Source organism: Mumia flava, from assembly GCF_002797495.1.
In the GTDB taxonomy this organism is placed as follows: Bacteria; Actinomycetota; Actinomycetes; order Propionibacteriales; family Nocardioidaceae; genus Mumia; species Mumia flava.
Genome location: NZ_PGEZ01000002.1, coordinates 743,993 through 759,870 on the forward strand (window position 1 = coordinate 743,993; position 15,878 = coordinate 759,870).

Annotated in this window: 15 protein-coding genes; 10 read left to right on the plus strand and 5 right to left on the minus strand. The window is 71.7% G+C overall.

Translation table 11 applies throughout. The features are described from left to right. Positions 1 to 57: 57 nt before the first annotated feature. From CLV56_RS17580 to nagB, 6 genes are all read left to right on the plus strand, one after another. Positions 58 to 1,305 carry an extracellular solute-binding protein gene (locus tag CLV56_RS17580; protein ID WP_039349100.1) on the plus strand — a complete coding sequence of 416 codons (1,248 nt, stop codon included), beginning with the start codon at positions 58 to 60 and terminating at the stop codon, positions 1,303 to 1,305. A 181-nt stretch (positions 1,306 to 1,486) separates the two neighbouring features. Next, positions 1,487 to 2,458, plus strand: a complete 972-nt coding sequence (locus tag CLV56_RS17585; RefSeq protein ID WP_100415527.1) for a carbohydrate ABC transporter permease — start codon at positions 1,487 to 1,489, stop codon at positions 2,456 to 2,458. Further along, positions 2,455 to 3,309 carry a carbohydrate ABC transporter permease gene (locus tag CLV56_RS17590; protein ID WP_039349097.1) on the plus strand — a complete coding sequence of 285 codons (855 nt, stop codon included), beginning with the start codon at positions 2,455 to 2,457 and terminating at the stop codon, positions 3,307 to 3,309. The genes CLV56_RS17585 and CLV56_RS17590 overlap by 4 nt, the downstream gene beginning before the upstream one ends. Further along, a complete protein-coding gene (locus tag CLV56_RS17595; RefSeq protein WP_039349094.1) occupies positions 3,306 to 4,811 on the plus strand; it encodes a glycoside hydrolase family 3 N-terminal domain-containing protein in 1,506 nt (501 codons plus the stop codon). The genes CLV56_RS17590 and CLV56_RS17595 overlap by 4 nt, the downstream gene beginning before the upstream one ends. Then, positions 4,808 to 5,785, plus strand: a complete 978-nt coding sequence (locus CLV56_RS17600) for an ROK family protein (protein WP_039340506.1) — start codon at positions 4,808 to 4,810, stop codon at positions 5,783 to 5,785. Before CLV56_RS17595 ends, CLV56_RS17600 begins: the two co-directional genes overlap by 4 nt. Then, entirely contained in the window at positions 5,773 to 6,552 is a 780-nt protein-coding gene (gene nagB / locus CLV56_RS17605) for a glucosamine-6-phosphate deaminase (protein ID WP_039340507.1), read from the plus strand. Before CLV56_RS17600 ends, nagB begins: the two co-directional genes overlap by 13 nt. 147 nt (positions 6,553 to 6,699) lie before the next feature. On the opposite strand, the gene CLV56_RS17610 is transcribed toward nagB, so the two are convergent. Continuing rightward, entirely contained in the window at positions 6,700 to 7,776 is a 1,077-nt protein-coding gene (locus CLV56_RS17610; RefSeq protein ID WP_039340509.1) for an ABC transporter ATP-binding protein, read from the minus strand. A gap of 170 nt (positions 7,777 to 7,946) precedes the next feature. Further along, positions 7,947 to 8,489 (minus strand): hypothetical protein, encoded by a 543-nt coding sequence (locus tag CLV56_RS20695; protein ID WP_039340511.1) that lies wholly within the window; start codon positions 8,487 to 8,489, stop codon positions 7,947 to 7,949. 72 nt (positions 8,490 to 8,561) lie between these two features. On the opposite strand from CLV56_RS20695, the gene CLV56_RS17620 reads away from it, so the two are divergent. Next, the gene (locus tag CLV56_RS17620) at positions 8,562 to 9,050 is read left to right on the plus strand and encodes a PH domain-containing protein (protein ID WP_245857982.1); all 489 of its coding nucleotides are present in this window, start codon (positions 8,562 to 8,564) and stop codon (positions 9,048 to 9,050) included. Further along, complete coding sequence (locus CLV56_RS17625) at positions 9,034 to 10,503, plus strand: PH domain-containing protein (protein ID WP_039340513.1); 1,470 nt, start codon at positions 9,034 to 9,036, stop codon at positions 10,501 to 10,503. Before CLV56_RS17620 ends, CLV56_RS17625 begins: the two co-directional genes overlap by 17 nt. 224 nt (positions 10,504 to 10,727) lie before the next feature. On the opposite strand, the gene dusB is transcribed toward CLV56_RS17625, so the two are convergent. Both dusB and CLV56_RS17635 read right to left on the minus strand, forming a co-directional pair. After that, positions 10,728 to 11,870, minus strand: coding sequence for a tRNA dihydrouridine synthase DusB (gene dusB / locus CLV56_RS17630; protein ID WP_039340570.1), 1,143 nt, complete (start codon positions 11,868 to 11,870; stop codon positions 10,728 to 10,730). Between the two features lie 143 nt (positions 11,871 to 12,013). Further along, a complete protein-coding gene (locus tag CLV56_RS17635) occupies positions 12,014 to 12,577 on the minus strand; it encodes a hypothetical protein (protein WP_245857983.1) in 564 nt (187 codons plus the stop codon). Between the two features lie 129 nt (positions 12,578 to 12,706). Between CLV56_RS17635 and CLV56_RS17640 the strand changes: the two genes are divergently transcribed. Further along, entirely contained in the window at positions 12,707 to 13,837 is a 1,131-nt protein-coding gene (locus CLV56_RS17640; RefSeq protein ID WP_039340514.1) for a sensor histidine kinase, read from the plus strand. Continuing rightward, the gene (locus tag CLV56_RS17645) at positions 13,834 to 14,499 is read left to right on the plus strand and encodes a response regulator transcription factor (protein ID WP_039340515.1); all 666 of its coding nucleotides are present in this window, start codon (positions 13,834 to 13,836) and stop codon (positions 14,497 to 14,499) included. The genes CLV56_RS17640 and CLV56_RS17645 overlap by 4 nt, the downstream gene beginning before the upstream one ends. A 156-nt stretch (positions 14,500 to 14,655) precedes the next feature. Here the strand turns inward: CLV56_RS17645 and CLV56_RS17650 are convergent, their stop codons facing one another. After that, complete coding sequence (locus CLV56_RS17650; RefSeq protein ID WP_039340516.1) at positions 14,656 to 15,864, minus strand: pyridoxal phosphate-dependent aminotransferase; 1,209 nt, start codon at positions 15,862 to 15,864, stop codon at positions 14,656 to 14,658. Between the last annotated feature and the right edge of the window lie 14 nt (positions 15,865 to 15,878).

Genomic DNA, 15,878 nt, shown 5'->3' on the forward strand with positions numbered 1-15,878 from the left:
ACGAATCAACCCCAGCAACCCCACAACCCCCCACAGGATCGAGAGGGAACACTCACCATGAAGCTGACACGACTGGCGGCCCTGGGCGTGGCCTCGGCGCTCGCCCTGACCGCGTGCGGCGGTTCGGACTCCGACGACACCGCGTCGGACACCCCGCCGGAGACCATGAAGCTCTGGCTCGCGGGCGAGACCGACACGCCCGAGGAGCTCGTCAACTGGCTCGAGAGCACCTACGAGGCTGACCACGAGGGCACCGACCTCGAGATCCAGCAGATCGACTGGGGCGAGCTCATCCCGCGTCTCCAGACCGCGCTGTCGAGCGAGGACCAGACCCCGGACGTGTTCGAGGTCGGCAACACCCAGTCGCCCACCTTCACCGCGGCCGGCGCCTTCACCGACCTGAGCGACAAGATGGACGAGCTCGGCGACAACATCGGCCCGGAGGGCTTCCTCGAGGCCGGTGCGTACGAGGGCGCGCAGTACGCGGTCCCGTACTACTGGGGCTCGCGCTACGTGTTCTTCAGCAAGAAGGCCTTCACCGACGCCGGGATCGAGGTCCCGACCACGCTCGAGGAGTTCAGCACCGCCGCCGCGGCGCTGAAGAAGCAGGGCAACAAGGACTACTCGGGCTTCTGGCGTCCCGGCCAGGACTGGCGCAACGGCATCTCCTGGATGTTCGCCAACGGCGGCGACATCGCCACTCTCGACGGTGACACCTGGACCGGTCAGCTCTCGTCGGAGGGCTCGGTCGCCGGCCTCGAGCAGTGGCAGGCGCTCGGCGACACGACGACCGCTCCGGTCGACGGTCTCGACTCCGAGGCGTGGGTGCCCTTCAACAACGGCGAGGCCGCCATGTTCATGGCGCCGAGCTGGGCCCGCTGGAGCGTCGAGGAGAAGCTCGCCGACGACCTGGGCGCGCTCGCGCTGCCCGGTGTCGACGGTGACGCCGCCCCGGTGTTCGCCGGCGGCTCCAACATCGGCATCTCGGCCAAGTCCCCGAACCAGGACGAGGCCTTCGAGCTCCTGCAGCTGATCTACAGCGACGAGTACCAGCAGATGCTCGCCGAGAACGGCCTCGGCCCGGCCAACTCGGACTTCACCTCGGCGATGGGTGACGACGAGTTCGCGCAGGCCGCGATCGCCGCGGCCTCCAACGCCAAGCTGACGCCCGCGTCGCCGGCGTGGACCGACATCGAGACCTCCGGTCTGATGGAGGAGTTCTTCGGCAAGATCGCCGCCGGTGGCGACGTCGCCGCGCTCGCTGCCGAGTACGACGAGAAGCTCGAGGCCGCTCTCAACGGCTGATCGAGGCTCGGGTCTGCCGGCCCGCACGTGATGGCCGGCCGGCAGACCCGTCCCACCGTGGGGCCCGTCGTACGCCCCCCGAGAACGACGGGCCCCACCCCTTCCCTTCCTCGCTCACGGAGCCTGCTCGGGCCGTTCCGACGAGCGCACTGACCACGACAGGTGCACGATGTCCCAGGCGATGACTGACGACGGAGCCGTGCGCGCCCCGCAGCAGCCGGCGGCCACGACGGCCGGTCCCGACCGCGGCGGGAAGCGCCGCACGCGACGTCGGCCCGGCGGCTACCTGCTGCTGATCCCCACCCTCGCCGTCCTGATCCTCGGCCTCGGCTACCCGCTGGTGCGCCAGGTCATGATGTCGTTCCAGGAGTTCGGCCTCGCCCAGCAGTTCGGCACCGCCGATCCCGGGTGGATCGGCCTCGGCAACTACGTCGAGATCCTCACCGACCCGACGACGTGGGCCGTGATCGTCCGCTCGGTCGTCTTCTGCTTCGTGTGCGCGTTCGTCACCATGACGATCGGCATGGCGGTCGCGCTGCTGATGCGGCAGGTCTCGACGGCCGCCCGCATCATCCTCCAGGTCTCGATGCTCGCCGCGTGGGCGACGCCGCTGATCGCGAGCCTCACGGTCTGGAACTGGCTGTTCGACCAGCGGTACGGGGTCGTGAACTGGCTCCTCGTCAAGGTCGGCTTCGAGCGGTTCGACGACTACAGCTGGCTCGCGAACTCCACGACGTTCTTCCTCGTCGCCGGTGTCATCGTCATCTGGATGAGCGTCCCGTTCGTCGTCTTCAGCCTGTACGCGGCGCTGACCCAGGTGCCCGAGGAGACGATCGAGGCCGCGCAGCTCGACGGCGCGTCGCGGACGCAGCGCTTCCGGCACATCATCCTGCCGACGATCCGGCCCGTGCTGTCGATCGTCATGCTGCTCCAGATCGTCTGGGACCTGCGCGTCTTCGCCCAGATCAACTACCTCCAGAGCGCCGGCGGGATCCGGAGCGAGACCCACCTGCTCGGCACGTACCTGTACCAGCTCGGCATCGGCCAGAGCGCGTACGGCGTCGCCTCGGCCGTCGCCATGGTGATGCTCGCCCTGACGCTGGCGCTGACCTTCGGCTACGTCCGCTCGCTGCTGCGTGAGGAGCGCGCATGACCACCACCACCGTCCGCCGCCGGCGCAGGACCGGGCGCCGCGCGCTCTCCGCGTTCGCGATCGTGCTCGCCCTCGTGTGGGCGTTCCCCGTCTACTGGATGGTCAACAGCTCGTTCCAGCCCGTCGGCAAGCTCCGAGCCCCGACCCCGGCGTGGGTCCCGTTCGGCAGCGGCACCAGCGGCGAGGCGTACGGGCGGGTGCTCGACGCCGACTTCTGGGACTCGATGCAGCTGTCGCTGACCGTCACGTTCCTCTCGGTCGCGGCGGGGCTGGTGTTCGCGTTCCTCGCGGCGCTCGCGATCTCGCGCTTCCGGATCCGCGGCAAGGCGACGTTCATCGTGGTGATCCTGGTGGTCCAGATGATCCCCGCGGAGGCGCTGTTCATCAGCCAGTACAAGATGCTGTCCGGGTGGGGTCTGTTCAACTCCGTCGCCGGCCTGACGCTGCTCTACCTCGCGATGATCCTGCCGTTCACGGTCTGGATGCTGCGCGGGTTCGTCGCCGGCGTCCCCGCTGAGCTGGAGGAGGCAGCGATGGTCGACGGCTGCAGCCGCTTCCGCGCCTTCTTCACCATCACCTTCCCGCTGCTGGCGCCCGGCCTGGTCGCCGCCGGCGTGTACGGGTTCCTCCAGTGCTGGAACGAGATCACGCTCGCGACCGTCGTGATGGACCCGTCGAACCGTACGGTGCCCCTGTGGCTCCAGGGCATGACGACGGTCTCCAACGAGGCGATCGACTGGCCGGCCGTGATGGCGGGCGCGACGCTGGTCGCGGTCCCGGTGATCGGGCTGTTCATGTTCGTCCAGAACAGGATGACCTCGGGCATGGTCTCCGGAGCGGTCAAGGGATGAGCTCTGCGACCTCCGACTCGGTGCGCCGCGACGCGCTCCGGGTGATCATGGGTGCCTTCGAGGGCGAGGCGATCCCGGAATGGCTGCCGGCGCTCGTCGACGACGGCCTCGGCGGGATCTGCTTGTACGGCAACAACCTCGGCGACTCGAGCGAGTCGGTGCTCGACCTCGCGCGGCGGGTCGGGGCGCTGTCCGACGGGCTCGTGCTCACGCTCGACGAGGAGGGTGGGGACGTCACGCGGCTGCACTACGGCCACGGCAGCCCGTACCCGGGCAACGCCGTCCTCGGCCGCCACGACGACGTGGAGACGACCGCGCAGGTCGCCCGTGGGATCGGCGAGGAGCTGAAGTCGGGCGGGATCTGGCTCGACCTGGCGCCCGACGCCGACGTGAACTCCAACCCGCGCAACCCGGTGATCGGGACCCGCAGCTTCGGCGCCGACCCTGCACTGGTCGCGCGGCACACCGCGGCGTGGGTGACGGGGCTCCAGGCCGCCGGGGTGGCCGCGTGCGTGAAGCACTTCCCCGGCCATGGCGACACGGAGGCGGACTCGCACCTCGCGCTCCCCCGCGTCGACGCCGACGCCGCGACGCTGCGCGAGCGCGAGCTCGTCCCGTTCACAGCGGCCGCCCGGGCCGGCGCCGCCGCGGTGATGACCTCGCACATCGTGCTGCCCGCGCTCGACGCCGAGAACCCGGCGACGATGAGCCGGGCGGTCCTGACGGGCCTGCTGCGCGACGAGCTCGCGTACGAAGGGCTGATCGTCACCGACGCCCTCGACATGGCGGGCGCCAGCGCGACGATCGGCGTCCCGGCGGCAGCCGTACGCGCGCTCGCGGCCGGAGCGGACCTGCTGTGCATCGGCCCGAACCTGCGGGGCCGCGGTGTCGAGGACATCGTCGACGTCGTGGATGCGATCGTCGCCGCCGTCGACGACGGTTCGTTGGCGCGCGACCGGCTGCGTGACGCCGCCGCCCGCGTGGACGCCCTCGCCGCGACGTACGGGACGGGCGCACGCGCGGCCGACGCCGACGTGGTCGCTGCCGGGCTCGCGGCCGGTGAGGTGGCCGCGGCTGCGGTCCAGGACGCGCTCGGCCCGCTCCCGCAGGGGACGCCGCGGGTCCTGCAGGTCCGCGCGCACGCGAACCTCGCCGTCGGAGAGGCGGCCTGGGGCGACCTCGGCCTGGAGGGTGTCGTGCCACGCGTCGTGGACGCCGACACGCTGCCTGCGGCCGACGAGTTGGCTGCCGGCGACGGCCCGCTGGTCGTCGTGACCCGCGGCGCGACCAACGTCGCTCTCGTGTGGGACTGGCTGCGTGCCGTCACCGAGCGTCGGCCCGACGCGGTCGTCGTCGAGACCGCCTGGCCGTCGCCGGACCTGCACGCGCTGCCCCGCGTGCTGCGCACCTGGGGCTCGTCCGTCACCGCGACCCGGGCCGCCGGGCACGTGATCGCGGAGGCGCTGGCCGGAGCGGTCGACACCACGGGAGCGCACCGATGAGCGCGCCGCGGACCGCCGTACGGATCGGGCTCGACATCGGCGGCACGAAGATCCACGGGGTCGCCGCCGACGCCGCGACCGGTGCGGTGCTCGCGGAGACGCGAACGGCCTCGCGCCGGGGACCGGGCGGCGTGGTCGCCTCCGCCCTCGACATCGTCAAGCGGCTCGTCGACGAGCTCCCCGACGACACGAGCCTGCTGTCGGTCGGCGTCGGGGTGCCCGGAGCCGTCGACGCACGCGGCGTGCTGACGAACGCCGTCAATCTCGACGTCACCGCGCCGCTCGACCTCGCCGGCGAGCTCACCTCGGCCCTGTCCGTGCCGGTCACCGTGAACAACGACGTGAACGCCGCGGCACGCGGTGCGGCGACCTGGCTGGCCGGTCTCGGTGAGCCGGAGGACGTCGCGCTGCTGTCGGTCGGCACCGGGCTCGCAGCGGGGTTCGTGCTCGGCGGACGGGTCCGCCGCGGCGCGAGCGGCCTGGTCGGCGAGATCGGGCACCTCTCCGTACAGCCCGACGGGCCGCGCTGCTCGTGCGGCCAGAACGGCTGCCTCGAGCTGTACGCGTCGGGCAGCGGCCTGGCGCGGCAGTGGCCGTACGACGGGTCGGTCCCGGCGCCGGTCGCGCTGTTCGACGCCGCCGACACCGGGGACGAGGCCGCGATCGCGATCCGCAGCTCGTTCATCGGCTGGTTGTCCGAGGCGATCCGGATCGCGACGCTGTCGGTCGATCCGGCGCGGGTCGTCCTCACCGGCGGCGTGATGCGCCTCGGCGACCGGATCATGGAGCCGCTGTTCGAGCGGCTCGACGTCGACGAGACCGCCTCGCCGTTCGTCGCGAGCCTGCGGCTGCGCGAGCGGACCATCGCTCTGCCGCCGGACCACCCGGCGGCCGCGCTCGGAGCGGCCGAGCTGTCGGTCGGCTCGGACCGCGACGACACCACAACCGAAGGAGAGTCCCCGTGGAGGTCGTGATCTGCTCGTCGGCCGAGCAGATCGGTGCGCACGTCGCCGACGTGTACGCCGAGGTGCTGCGCGGAGACGACCCGGTGATCGGGCTGGCGACGGGCTCGTCGCCGCTGGTCGCGTACGGCGAGCTGATCCGCCGGCACCGTGAGGACGGGCTGTCGTTCGCGCACGCGACCGCGTTCCTGCTCGACGAGTACGCAGGGCTCGCGCGGTCGCACCCCGAGTCGTACCACGCGGTGATCCGGCGCGAGCTCGTCGACCACGTCGACATCGACCCGGCACGGGTGCATTCCCCCGACGGCGAGGCTCACGACCTCGCCGAGGAGTGCCGGCGCTACGACGCGGCGATCGAGGCCGTCGGCGGCGTCGACGTGCAGCTGCTGGGGATCGGGACGGACGGCCACATCGGGTTCAACGAGCCGATGTCGTCGCTGTCGTCACGGACCCGCCCGAAGACCCTGACGCAGCAGACCCGCGAGGACAACGCACGGTTCTTCGACTCGATCGACGACGTGCCGCACCACGTGCTGACGCAAGGCCTCGGGACCATCCGTACGGCCCATCACCTGCTCCTGGTCGCGACCGGCGCCGGCAAGGCCGACGCGGTCGCCGCAGCGGTCGAGGGTCCGCTCGCAGCGCGGTGCCCTGCATCGATCCTCCAGCTGCACCCGCACGCGACGGTGTTCGTGGACGAGGCAGCGGCATCGGGACTGGAGTACGCCGACTACTACCGCTACGCGTACGCCCACAAGCCCGCCTGGCAGACCTTCTGACACAGTGGCCGCCACTCCGCGATGTGGCGTGATCGCGCGCCTGAAGTAGGCAAGCACCGTACTGCCCGATTCGACGGGTTCGCCACCGAAAGCAGAGTCCGGATCGGTGGGGAACCCGTCGAATCGCGGGCGCGGACCGGGTCGGGGTCAGGCGCCGAGGCGCTGACCGGTCTTCGAGCTGAAGGCGTGCACGTGGTCCGCGTCGACGGCGAGGTTGATCTTGTCGCCGATCCGCGGCGGGGTCCGCCAGTCGACGCGCGCGATGAACGTCTCCTCCGAGCCGTCCACGGTCGTACGGCCGTAGGCGAACGCGTCCGAGCCGAGCTCCTCCACGACGTCGAGGACCATCGCGATCCCGGCGTCGGCGATCTCGACGTCCTCCGGGCGGATCCCGACCGTGATCGACGGGCCGTCGGCGGCCGCGAGCACGTCCCGCGCCACCGGCACGACGGCGTCGCCCACCCGTACGCCACCGTCGACGATGGGCGCGTCGAAGAGGTTCATCGCGGGCGAGCCGAGGAAGCCGGCGACGAAGACGTTGTTCGGCTTGTCGTAGGTGTGCCGCGGGGTGTCGATCTGCTGGAGGACACCGTCCTTCATCACGGCGACACGGTCACCGAGCGTCATGGCCTCGACCTGGTCGTGGGTCACGTAGACGGTGGTGGTCCCGAGCCGGCGCTGGAGCTGGGCGATCTGGGCGCGGGTCTGGACGCGGAGCTTCGCGTCGAGGTTCGACAGCGGCTCGTCCATCAGGAACACCTGCGGGGAGCGTACGATCGCGCGGCCCATCGCGACGCGCTGGCGCTGACCGCCGGACAGGGCCTTCGGCTTGCGGTCGAGGTACTCGGTCAGGCCGAGCATCTCCGCGGCCTCGGCGACACGCTGCTTGATCTCCGACTTCGCGGTGCCGGCGATCTTGAGCGCGAAGCCCATGTTCTCGGCGACCGTCATGTGCGGGTAGAGCGCGTAGTTCTGGAAGACCATCGCGATGTCGCGGGACTTCGGGGGGAGGTCGGTGACGTCGCGGTCGCCGATCAGGATGCGACCGGAATCGACCTCCTCGAGGCCGGCGAGCATCCGCAGCGACGTCGACTTGCCGCAGCCCGACGGGCCGACGAGAACGAGGAACTCCCCGTCCGCGACCTCGAGCTCGAGCTCGTTGACGGCCGGGCGCTCCTGGCCGGGGAAGACACGCGATGCTTTGTCGAACGTGACAGAAGCCATGACAAAACCATTCCCTTCACCGGCAGGTACGTGCCGGACGATCCGTTGTGAAGTGGACGGCTCGGGTTCGAGCCACGCTTATTGTTGCCGAGGACGACATATCCCGTCCAGGGTTCGTCCGGATCGTGATCCGACCGAGATCGCCGCGGCCGGATCACGATCGCGGCCGCTCAGGGCACGACCAGGCTGAACCCCAGTGGCTCGGCCCCTGCCCCGACGGAGTCGAGCAGCCAGGTCGACACGTCGAACCACCCCGCAGGGCAGTTCGGCGCGCCGAGCCCGACGTACGCGACGGTCCCCGGGCCCCCGAGGGCCCGCACCTGCGCGGCCCGCAGCCGGGTCACCGGCAGCGAGACCGCGGGCTGGACGCAGAACTGGTGCGCCGCGTTCGGCTTCGTGACCGCCTTGATCCGGTACGACCCGGAGGCGATCGTGCCGTCCTCCGCGACCACACCCCACATCGACGAGGTCCCGGGGGCGCCCCGCGGGCCCCTCGGTCCACGCGGGCCCGCGGGACCGCGTACGGCGATGGCCTTCTTCGTCGTCCTTCTCGGGCACGTGCCGTTCTTGTTCGCCGAGCGCACGACCTTGGACTTGGTGACGCAGACCTTCACGGTCTTCTGCGAGGACACCGCGTACGTCGCGGTGCCCCCGACCAGCAGCCCGCACACCACTCCGGCGGCGAGGAGAACGACTCCGTGCTTCGTGACCATCCTTGATTGTCGGCCCGCGGGAGGGCCCTCCAGGGACGCATTGTTCTCGCCACGGTCGATAGGGTCGAGAGTGTGGAAGCGATCTTCTCCCCCGGCGCGGCCTGGCACCCGGTCTCCGAACGACTGCGCACGATGCGGCGGGTCCTGATCCTCGTGTGGTCGGCCGTCCTCGGGATCACGGCAGCTGTGGCGATCGGCCTGCTGCTCGGCTGGTGGTGGCTCTCGGCGATCATCGTGCTGGTGTCGGCCGGCTCAGCGGTCTGGGGGTGGTTCTGGGCGGCCCGCAACCAGCGCGCATGGGGCTACGCCGAGAACGACGACGACCTCTACGTCCGCAGCGGCGTCGCGTGGCGGCGCATCGTCGCGGTCCCGTACGGGCGGGTGCAGTTCGTCGACGTGGAAGCCGGCCCGCTCGAGCGTGCGTACGGGATCGCGACCGTGAGCCTCCACACAGCCAGCTCCGAGACGTCCGCGCAGATCCCCGGCGTCCCGGCCGACGAGGCGTCGCGGCTCCGCGACCGGCTGACCGAGCTCGGGAAGACGCATGGCGCCGGGATCTGATCCGTCGCCCGAGGCCGGAGCCCCGACCGTGCCGCCGACGAGCCAGGGCCTGCGCACCCATCCGGCGAGCGCGCTCGTCCGGGTGTGGATCTGGATCGTCGCGGGCCTCGTGGCGTTCGGCCGCAACGTCCTCGAGGAGCAGACCGCGTTCGGCCAGGTCATCGTGTCCTTGCTCGCGATCGTCGCCGTCGCTGCCGTCGTCGGGGTCGCGTTCGGTTACCTGACCTGGTGGTTCACGCGGTTCACGATCGACGGGCGCGAGATCCGCCTCGAGTCGGGCATCCTCACCCGCCGCTCCCGGCGGGCGCCGTACGAGCGGATCCAGTCGGTCGACATCAACGAGCCCTTCGTGGCGCGCATCTTCGGTCTCTGCGAGCTGACACTCGAGCTGGCCGGCGGGTCGGACTCGCAGCTCAAGCTCCAGTACCTCAAGCGCCCGGAGGCCGAGCGCCTCCGGGGCGTGCTGCTCGAGCGTGCACAGGAGGCGACCGGAGAGCCGGGCGCGGCCACCGATCCGGCGTACGGCGGTCCGGCCGCCGACCTCGGCACGTCCGCGGTCGGCACCCCCAGGGACGGCGCGTCCGAGCTCGGCACGTCCGCACCGGCGGATCCGGCTGCGCAGCCCGGGCAGCCGAGCGGCCCCTACTCCCCCGACCTCGCTCCGCCGATCGTCGTGGTGAAGCCCGGGCGGCTGGTCCTGGCGACGCTCCTGTCGGCCGAGTTCCTGATCCCGGCCGTCCTGACGCTGGGCGTGCTCGCGGTGGGCGTCTTCGCCCCCGGCATCGTGATCGGGCTCGTGCCGTTCCTGTTCTGGATGGGACAGGTCGTCTTCAACCGCGTGGTCGCGCAGTGGGAGTTCACCCTGCGGCGCCACCCTCGGGGACTGCACGTGACGCGCGGGTTGCTGACGCGGGTCTCGCAGACCATCCCGTACGACCGGGTGCAGGCGTTCGTGGAGCACCAGGCCGCGCTGTGGCGGCCGTGGGGTCTGGTCCGGGTCGAGGTCACGGTCGCCGGGCGTCCGACCGACTCCGACGGGCGTCAGTCCACCGCGACGCTGCTGCCCGTCGCGACGTCCGCCGAGACGCAGATGGTGATCGCTCAGCTCTCGTCGCGGGTCGACCCGCCGTCGGTCCCCCGGGTCGCTGCGCCTCGGCGCTCGGCGTGGCTGGCGCCGATCGGGTGGCGGTTCCGGGCTGCTGGTTCGGACGAGGCCGCGTTCGTCGCCGACCGTGGCTGGGTCTCCCACCGCACGGACGTGGTCCCGCACGCGAAGACGCAGTCGGTCTCGGTCACCCAGGGTCCGCTGCAGCGGCTCCTCGGCGTCGCCGACCTGCGCGTGCACACCCCGAACGGCCCCGTCGACGCGCACGGTCGCAACCTCGCTGCGGACGACGCTGCGGAGCTCGCGCGGCAGCAGGTCGCGCACGCCCGGGCGGCCCGCACGGACTGACTCGGCGGCCGCCCGCTGCACGTTGGGCCTGGCTGTGGCCGCGGGTTTGCGTTGCCGGCAACGCAAACCCGATCTGGGCACCGCGGAATCACGCGTGTCTTCGGTGCCCTGAACCAGGCTGCGTTGCCGGCAACGCAATCGCGCAGACGTGACGCGGGTGGCACCGCCACAGATGACTCGCGACGCCGCCACGGCTGACTCGCGAGGGCGCCGGCGGTGACTCGTCAGCCGCCGGACGTGGCGTCCTCGGCGGCGGCGTCGATCGCGTCGACCTCGCGGGAGCTGAGCCAACCGTCCGGGAGAGCGACGCGCTTGGCGCTCCCCTGACGGCCGCGGGGCTTGCCGAGCTCTTCGAGCGGGTACGGCTCGTCGGGGTCCAGATCGGCGAGGAGAGCGTCGAGCTCGGGCAGCGAGCTGATCGTCGCGAGCGCGTGCCGCATCCGACCACCGGCGCGGAAGCCCTTGAGGTACCACGCGACGTGCTTGCGGAACTCCACGCAGCCGCGCTCCTCCCCCAGGTGCTCGGCCAGCAGCTCGGCGTGACGACGCATCCGCGCGGCGACCTCACCGAGCGTCGGCAGGGCCGTCACCGGCTCTCCGGCGAAGGCCGCAGCGAGATCCCGGAACAGCCACGGCCGGCCCAGGCACCCGCGCCCGACGACGACGCCGTCGCAGCCGGTCTGCTCGACCATCGCGATCGCGTCGGACGCCTCCCAGATGTCGCCGTTGCCGAGCACCGGGATGTCGACGGCGTCCTTGAGCGTCGCGATCGACTCCCAGTCCGCCGTGCCCGAGTAGTGCTGCGCGGCCGTCCGGCCGTGCAGCGCGATCGCCGCGCAGCCCGCCTCCTGGGCGATCCGGCCGGCGTCGAGGAACGTCAGGTGGTCCTCGTCGATCCCCTTGCGGGTCTTCATCGTCACCGGAACGCCGTACGGCTCCGCGGCGCCGACCGCCTCGTGCAGGATCGCGCCGAGAAGCGTCGCCTTCCACGGCAGCGCGGCGCCACCACCCTTGCGGGTGATCTTCGGGACCGGGCAGCCGAAGTTCAGGTCCACGTGCGCCACCCCGTACTCCTCGCACAGGATCCGCACCGCCTTGCCGATGTAGACCGGGTCCACGCCGTACAGCTGGACCGAGCGCGTCGTCTCCGTCGCGTCGAACGTCAGCATCCGCAGGCTGATCGGATCGCCCTCGACGATCCCGCGGGACGTGATCATCTCGCACACGTACAGCCCCGCGCCCTCCTCGGCGCACAGCCGCCGGAACGCCGCGTTCGTGACCCCGGCCATCGGCGCGAGCACGACCGGCGTCGGGACCTCGAGGTCCCCGAGACGCAACGGACGGGCGGGAGCAGTGGTCGCGGACATGGCGTCCATTGTCCCAGGGGCGCGCAAGAGGGTCTCGATCACTCGCTGCGCTCGCGCCTCGACCACCGAGGAATCACTCGCTGCGCTCGCGCCTCGACCCCCGGGGAATCACTCGCTGCGCTCGCGCCTCGACCACCGAGGAATCACTCGCTGCGCTCGCGCCTCGACCCCCGCACGCGCGACAAGCCCCAGGCGACCAGACCGACGACGGCGCCGACCAGCACGCCGGTGAACAGACTGCTCACGAACGCCGCCGCCCGGGTCACGATGGCGTGGGTGCTGTCCGACACGTCGCTCAGGTTGCCTCCGAGCCGAGGCGGGTCGTCGCCCCACACCGAGTCCCAGAACAGCTGGTGCCCGACCGCGAGCAGCACCCCGTACAGCGCTCCGATCACCAGGACGGTGAGGAAGGGGTTCGGTACGCGTGCCGCCAGCACGACCACGACCCAGATCACCGGTGGCAGCACCGCCAGCAGCACGGTCAGCACGCCCTGCGGCGGAGCGAGGTCGAGATCGTGGACGACGACCCGCGGGAACGCGAGCGCGGCGAGCCCGAGGAGGGCCAGGAACGGCAGGCCGAGTCCGCGGCGCGCCGGCCGCGGGTTGGCCGGGTACGACGGGTTCGGCGGGTACGACGGGTTCGACGGGTTGGGCGGGTACGACGGGTTGGGTGGGTTCGACGGGTTGGGCGGGTTCGACGGGTTCATGACGTCGACGCTACGAACGCCGCGCAGGGCTCGGGAGCGTCGCGCGTCCCTCGTCGGATCGCCCGCGGGCGACGCCGGCGTCGCCGGTGAGCGTACGCACGGAGGCGCCCGCGCCCGTACGCTCGGACCATGTCCCGGTTCGCGGATCGCCCCGTGCTGGTCGACGCCGCGCTCGGCACCGGGGTCGCGCTGGTGATGTCCTTGGTGATCAGCTCCGGGCAGGCCGGGGACCCGCACCCGGTCGCGTACTTCTGGGCGGTCGGCCTCGGCGCGCTCATGCTCGCCCGCCGGCGCTACCCGGTGATCGTGCTCGCGGTGACGGTGCTCGGCCTGTTCGCCTACTACGCCGCCGGCTACGCGGCCGTCGGAGTCGCGCTCCCGGTCGTCGCCGCCCTGTACTCGGCGGCCGAGGCGGGACGGACGTGGGCCGCCGTGATCGCGGCCGCCGTCGTGCTCGCCACGTCGCTGACCTTCCGGCTCGCCGTCGGACAGGACGCGGCGTACGTCGTGGGGTACGAGCTGGCGTCGCACGTCGCGCTGATCGCGGCCGCGATCGCACTGGGTGACAGCGTACGCAGCCGCCGCCGGCTCCAGCAGAAACAGTCCGTGCTCGACGACCTGGACGAGGCTCGCCACGCCGCCGACGCCGAGCACCGTCTTCAGGACCAGCGCCTGGCTCTCGCCCGGGAGCTGCACGACTCCCTCGGCCACCAGATCACCGTGGTCAGCCTCCAGGCCGAGGTCGCGCGCGAGGCGCTGCGCGACGACCCGGATGCCGCCGAGGCGGCCGTCGGACGGATCCGGCAGGCCTCGTCGGCGATGCTGGGCGAGCTGCGCCGGACCGTGCGGGTGCTCCGCAGAGCCGCGGAGCCGAGGCCCGGTGGTTCACTGGCCGCCGCCAGCGACGTACTCGACGCTGCCCGGGGCACGGGACTCGAGGTGAACCTCGAGGTCGACGGCGACCTGGCAGCGCTGCGCAGCGACGTCGACTCCGCGGCGTACCGCGTGCTCCAGGAGGCGGTGACGAACACCCTGCGGCACGCCGGCGCGGCCACCATCTCCGTCCGGATGGCCGTGGACGCCGGGACCCTGCGGCTGCACGTCGTCGACGACGGCGGCTCATTCGAGGGTCCCGTGGTCGCGAGCGGCGGGCTCGCGGGCATGGAGGACCGGGCCCGCGCGGTCGGCGGGAGCCTGGCCGCGCGGCGCGGGACGGACGGCTTCGAGGTCGATCTGGTGGTCCCGGAGGCAGTCCGATGATCCGGGTGCTGCTCGCCGACGACCAGGAGCTCGTCCGTACGGGCCTGCGCGCGCTGCTCGCGCGCGACCGCGACGTGGAGGTCGTCGGGGAGGCCGCGGACGGTCGCGCCGCGATCCGCCAGGCCGTCGCGCTGCGGCCCGACGTGATCCTCATGGACCTGCGGATGCCGCTCGTCGACGGCATCGCCGCGACCGAACGCATCACGGGCGATCCCGCGCTCGCGTCGACGCGCGTGCTCGTGCTGACCACCTTCGACGACGCGGACGAGATCGCCGACGCCGTCGCCGCAGGCGCCGCCGGCTACCTCCTCAAGGACACCGGCGCCGACGAGCTCCGTACGGCCGTGCGCACCGTCGCGGACGGCGGCAACGTGCTCTCCCCGACCGTGGCGAGGCTCGTCATGGAACGGATGGCGCGCACACCGGTGGCGGCCCCCGACCCGCGGATCGCCGACCTGACCGTGCGCGAACGTGACGTGCTCGCGCGGGTCGGGCTCGGCGAGTCCAACGACGAGATCGGCCGCGCGCTGCACCTCAGCCCGGCGACCGCCCGTACCTACGTCAGCCGGCTGCTCGGGCACTTCGACCTCCGCGACCGCACCCAGCTCGCGCTCCTCGCGCAGCGGTCGGGCGTGTCGGCGGGCGACGCGGACGCCGGCTGAGCCGGTGTGCCTCCCCCGGTCGTCGGCGACCAGGGGTCTCGATCACTCGCTGCGCTCGCGCCTCGACCCTCGGCATCGCCGAGCGGAGCGAGGATCGAGACGCGACCTTCCCCCGGCCGTCGAGGCCGAGCGGAGCGAGGATCGAGACGCGGGGGGTCAGGTCCAGGTCGACAGGAACGACGCGATGCGCTCGATCGCGTCCTCGAGGTCCTCGACACGGGGCAGGGTCACGAGCCGGAAGTGGTCGGGGTCGGGCCAGTTGAAGCCGGTCCCCTGCACCACGAGCAGCTTCTCCTGACGGAGCAGCTCGAGCGCGAACTGCTCGTCGTCCTTGATCGGGTACACGTCCGGGTCGAGCCGCGGAAACATGTACAGCGCGCCCTTCGGCTTGACCACCGACACCCCGGGGATGTCGGTCAGCAGCTCGTACGCGCGGTTGCGCTGCTCGAGCAGGCGCCCGCCCGGCAGGATCAGGTCGTGGATCGACTGCCGGCCGCCGAGTGCCGTGGCGATGGCGTACTGGCTCGGGACGTTGGGGCACAGCCGCATGTTCGCGAGCATGTTGAGGCCCTCGACGTAGCTGTGCGCGTGATGCTTCGGGCCGGACAGCATCATCCAGCCGGTCCGGAACCCGGCCACGCGGTACGCCTTCGACAGACCGTTGAACGTCACGCACAGCAGGTCGGGCGCGAGCGAGGCGATGCAGGTGTGCTCCGCGTCGTCGTACAGGATCTTGTCGTAGATCTCGTCGGCGAACACGATGAGGTCGCGCTCGCGGGCGACGGCCACGATCTGCTCGAGGACCGCCTTGTCGTAGACCGCGCCGGTCGGGTTGTTCGGGTTGATCACGACGATCGCCTTCGTGCGGTCGGTGATCTTGGAGCGGATGTCGTCGAGGTCAGGGTTCCAGTCCGCGGCCTCGTCGCAGCGGTAGTGCACCGCGGTGCCGCCGGACAGGCTGACCGCCGCCGTCCACAGCGGGTAGTCCGGCATCGGGATCAGGATCTCGTCGCCGTCGTCGAGCAGCGCCTGCATCGCCATCACGATCAGCTCGGAGACACCGTTGCCGATGTAGACGTCGTCGACGTCGATCCCGTCGATCCGCTCCTCGTAGTGCTGCACGATCGCGCGCCGGGCCGGCATCAGGCCCTTGGAGTCGCTGTAGCCCTGGGCCTGGTGGAGGTTCGCGATGATGTCGACGAGGATCTCGTCGGGGGCGTCGAAGCCGAACGGGGCGGGGTTGCCGATGTTGAGCTTGAGGACCCGGTGGCCCTCCTCCTCCAGCCGCTTGGCCTCGTCGAGCACCGGCCCACGGATGTCGTAGAGGACCTCGGCCAGCTTCGTCGACTGCATCACCTCGCGCATGCGCCCAAGGATGC

Coding starts and splice junctions, on each gene's coding strand:
- CLV56_RS17580 (WP_039349100.1), top strand. CDS start 58: ATGAAGCTGACACGACTGGCGGCCCTGGGCGTGGCCTCGGCGCTCGCC.
- CLV56_RS17585 (WP_100415527.1), top strand. CDS start 1,487: ATGACTGACGACGGAGCCGTGCGCGCCCCGCAGCAGCCGGCGGCCACG.
- CLV56_RS17590 (WP_039349097.1), top strand. CDS start 2,455: ATGACCACCACCACCGTCCGCCGCCGGCGCAGGACCGGGCGCCGCGCG.
- CLV56_RS17595 (WP_039349094.1), top strand. CDS start 3,306: ATGAGCTCTGCGACCTCCGACTCGGTGCGCCGCGACGCGCTCCGGGTG.
- CLV56_RS17600 (WP_039340506.1), top strand. CDS start 4,808: ATGAGCGCGCCGCGGACCGCCGTACGGATCGGGCTCGACATCGGCGGC.
- CLV56_RS17610 (WP_039340509.1), bottom strand. CDS start 7,776: ATGGCTTCTGTCACGTTCGACAAAGCATCGCGTGTCTTCCCCGGCCAG.
- CLV56_RS20695 (WP_039340511.1), bottom strand. CDS start 8,489: ATGGTCACGAAGCACGGAGTCGTTCTCCTCGCCGCCGGAGTGGTGTGC.
- CLV56_RS17625 (WP_039340513.1), top strand. CDS start 9,034: ATGGCGCCGGGATCTGATCCGTCGCCCGAGGCCGGAGCCCCGACCGTG.
- dusB (WP_039340570.1), bottom strand. CDS start 11,870: ATGTCCGCGACCACTGCTCCCGCCCGTCCGTTGCGTCTCGGGGACCTC.
- CLV56_RS17635 (WP_245857983.1), bottom strand. CDS start 12,577: ATGAACCCGTCGAACCCGCCCAACCCGTCGAACCCACCCAACCCGTCG.
- CLV56_RS17640 (WP_039340514.1), top strand. CDS start 12,707: ATGTCCCGGTTCGCGGATCGCCCCGTGCTGGTCGACGCCGCGCTCGGC.
- CLV56_RS17645 (WP_039340515.1), top strand. CDS start 13,834: ATGATCCGGGTGCTGCTCGCCGACGACCAGGAGCTCGTCCGTACGGGC.
- CLV56_RS17650 (WP_039340516.1), bottom strand. CDS start 15,864: ATGCGCGAGGTGATGCAGTCGACGAAGCTGGCCGAGGTCCTCTACGAC.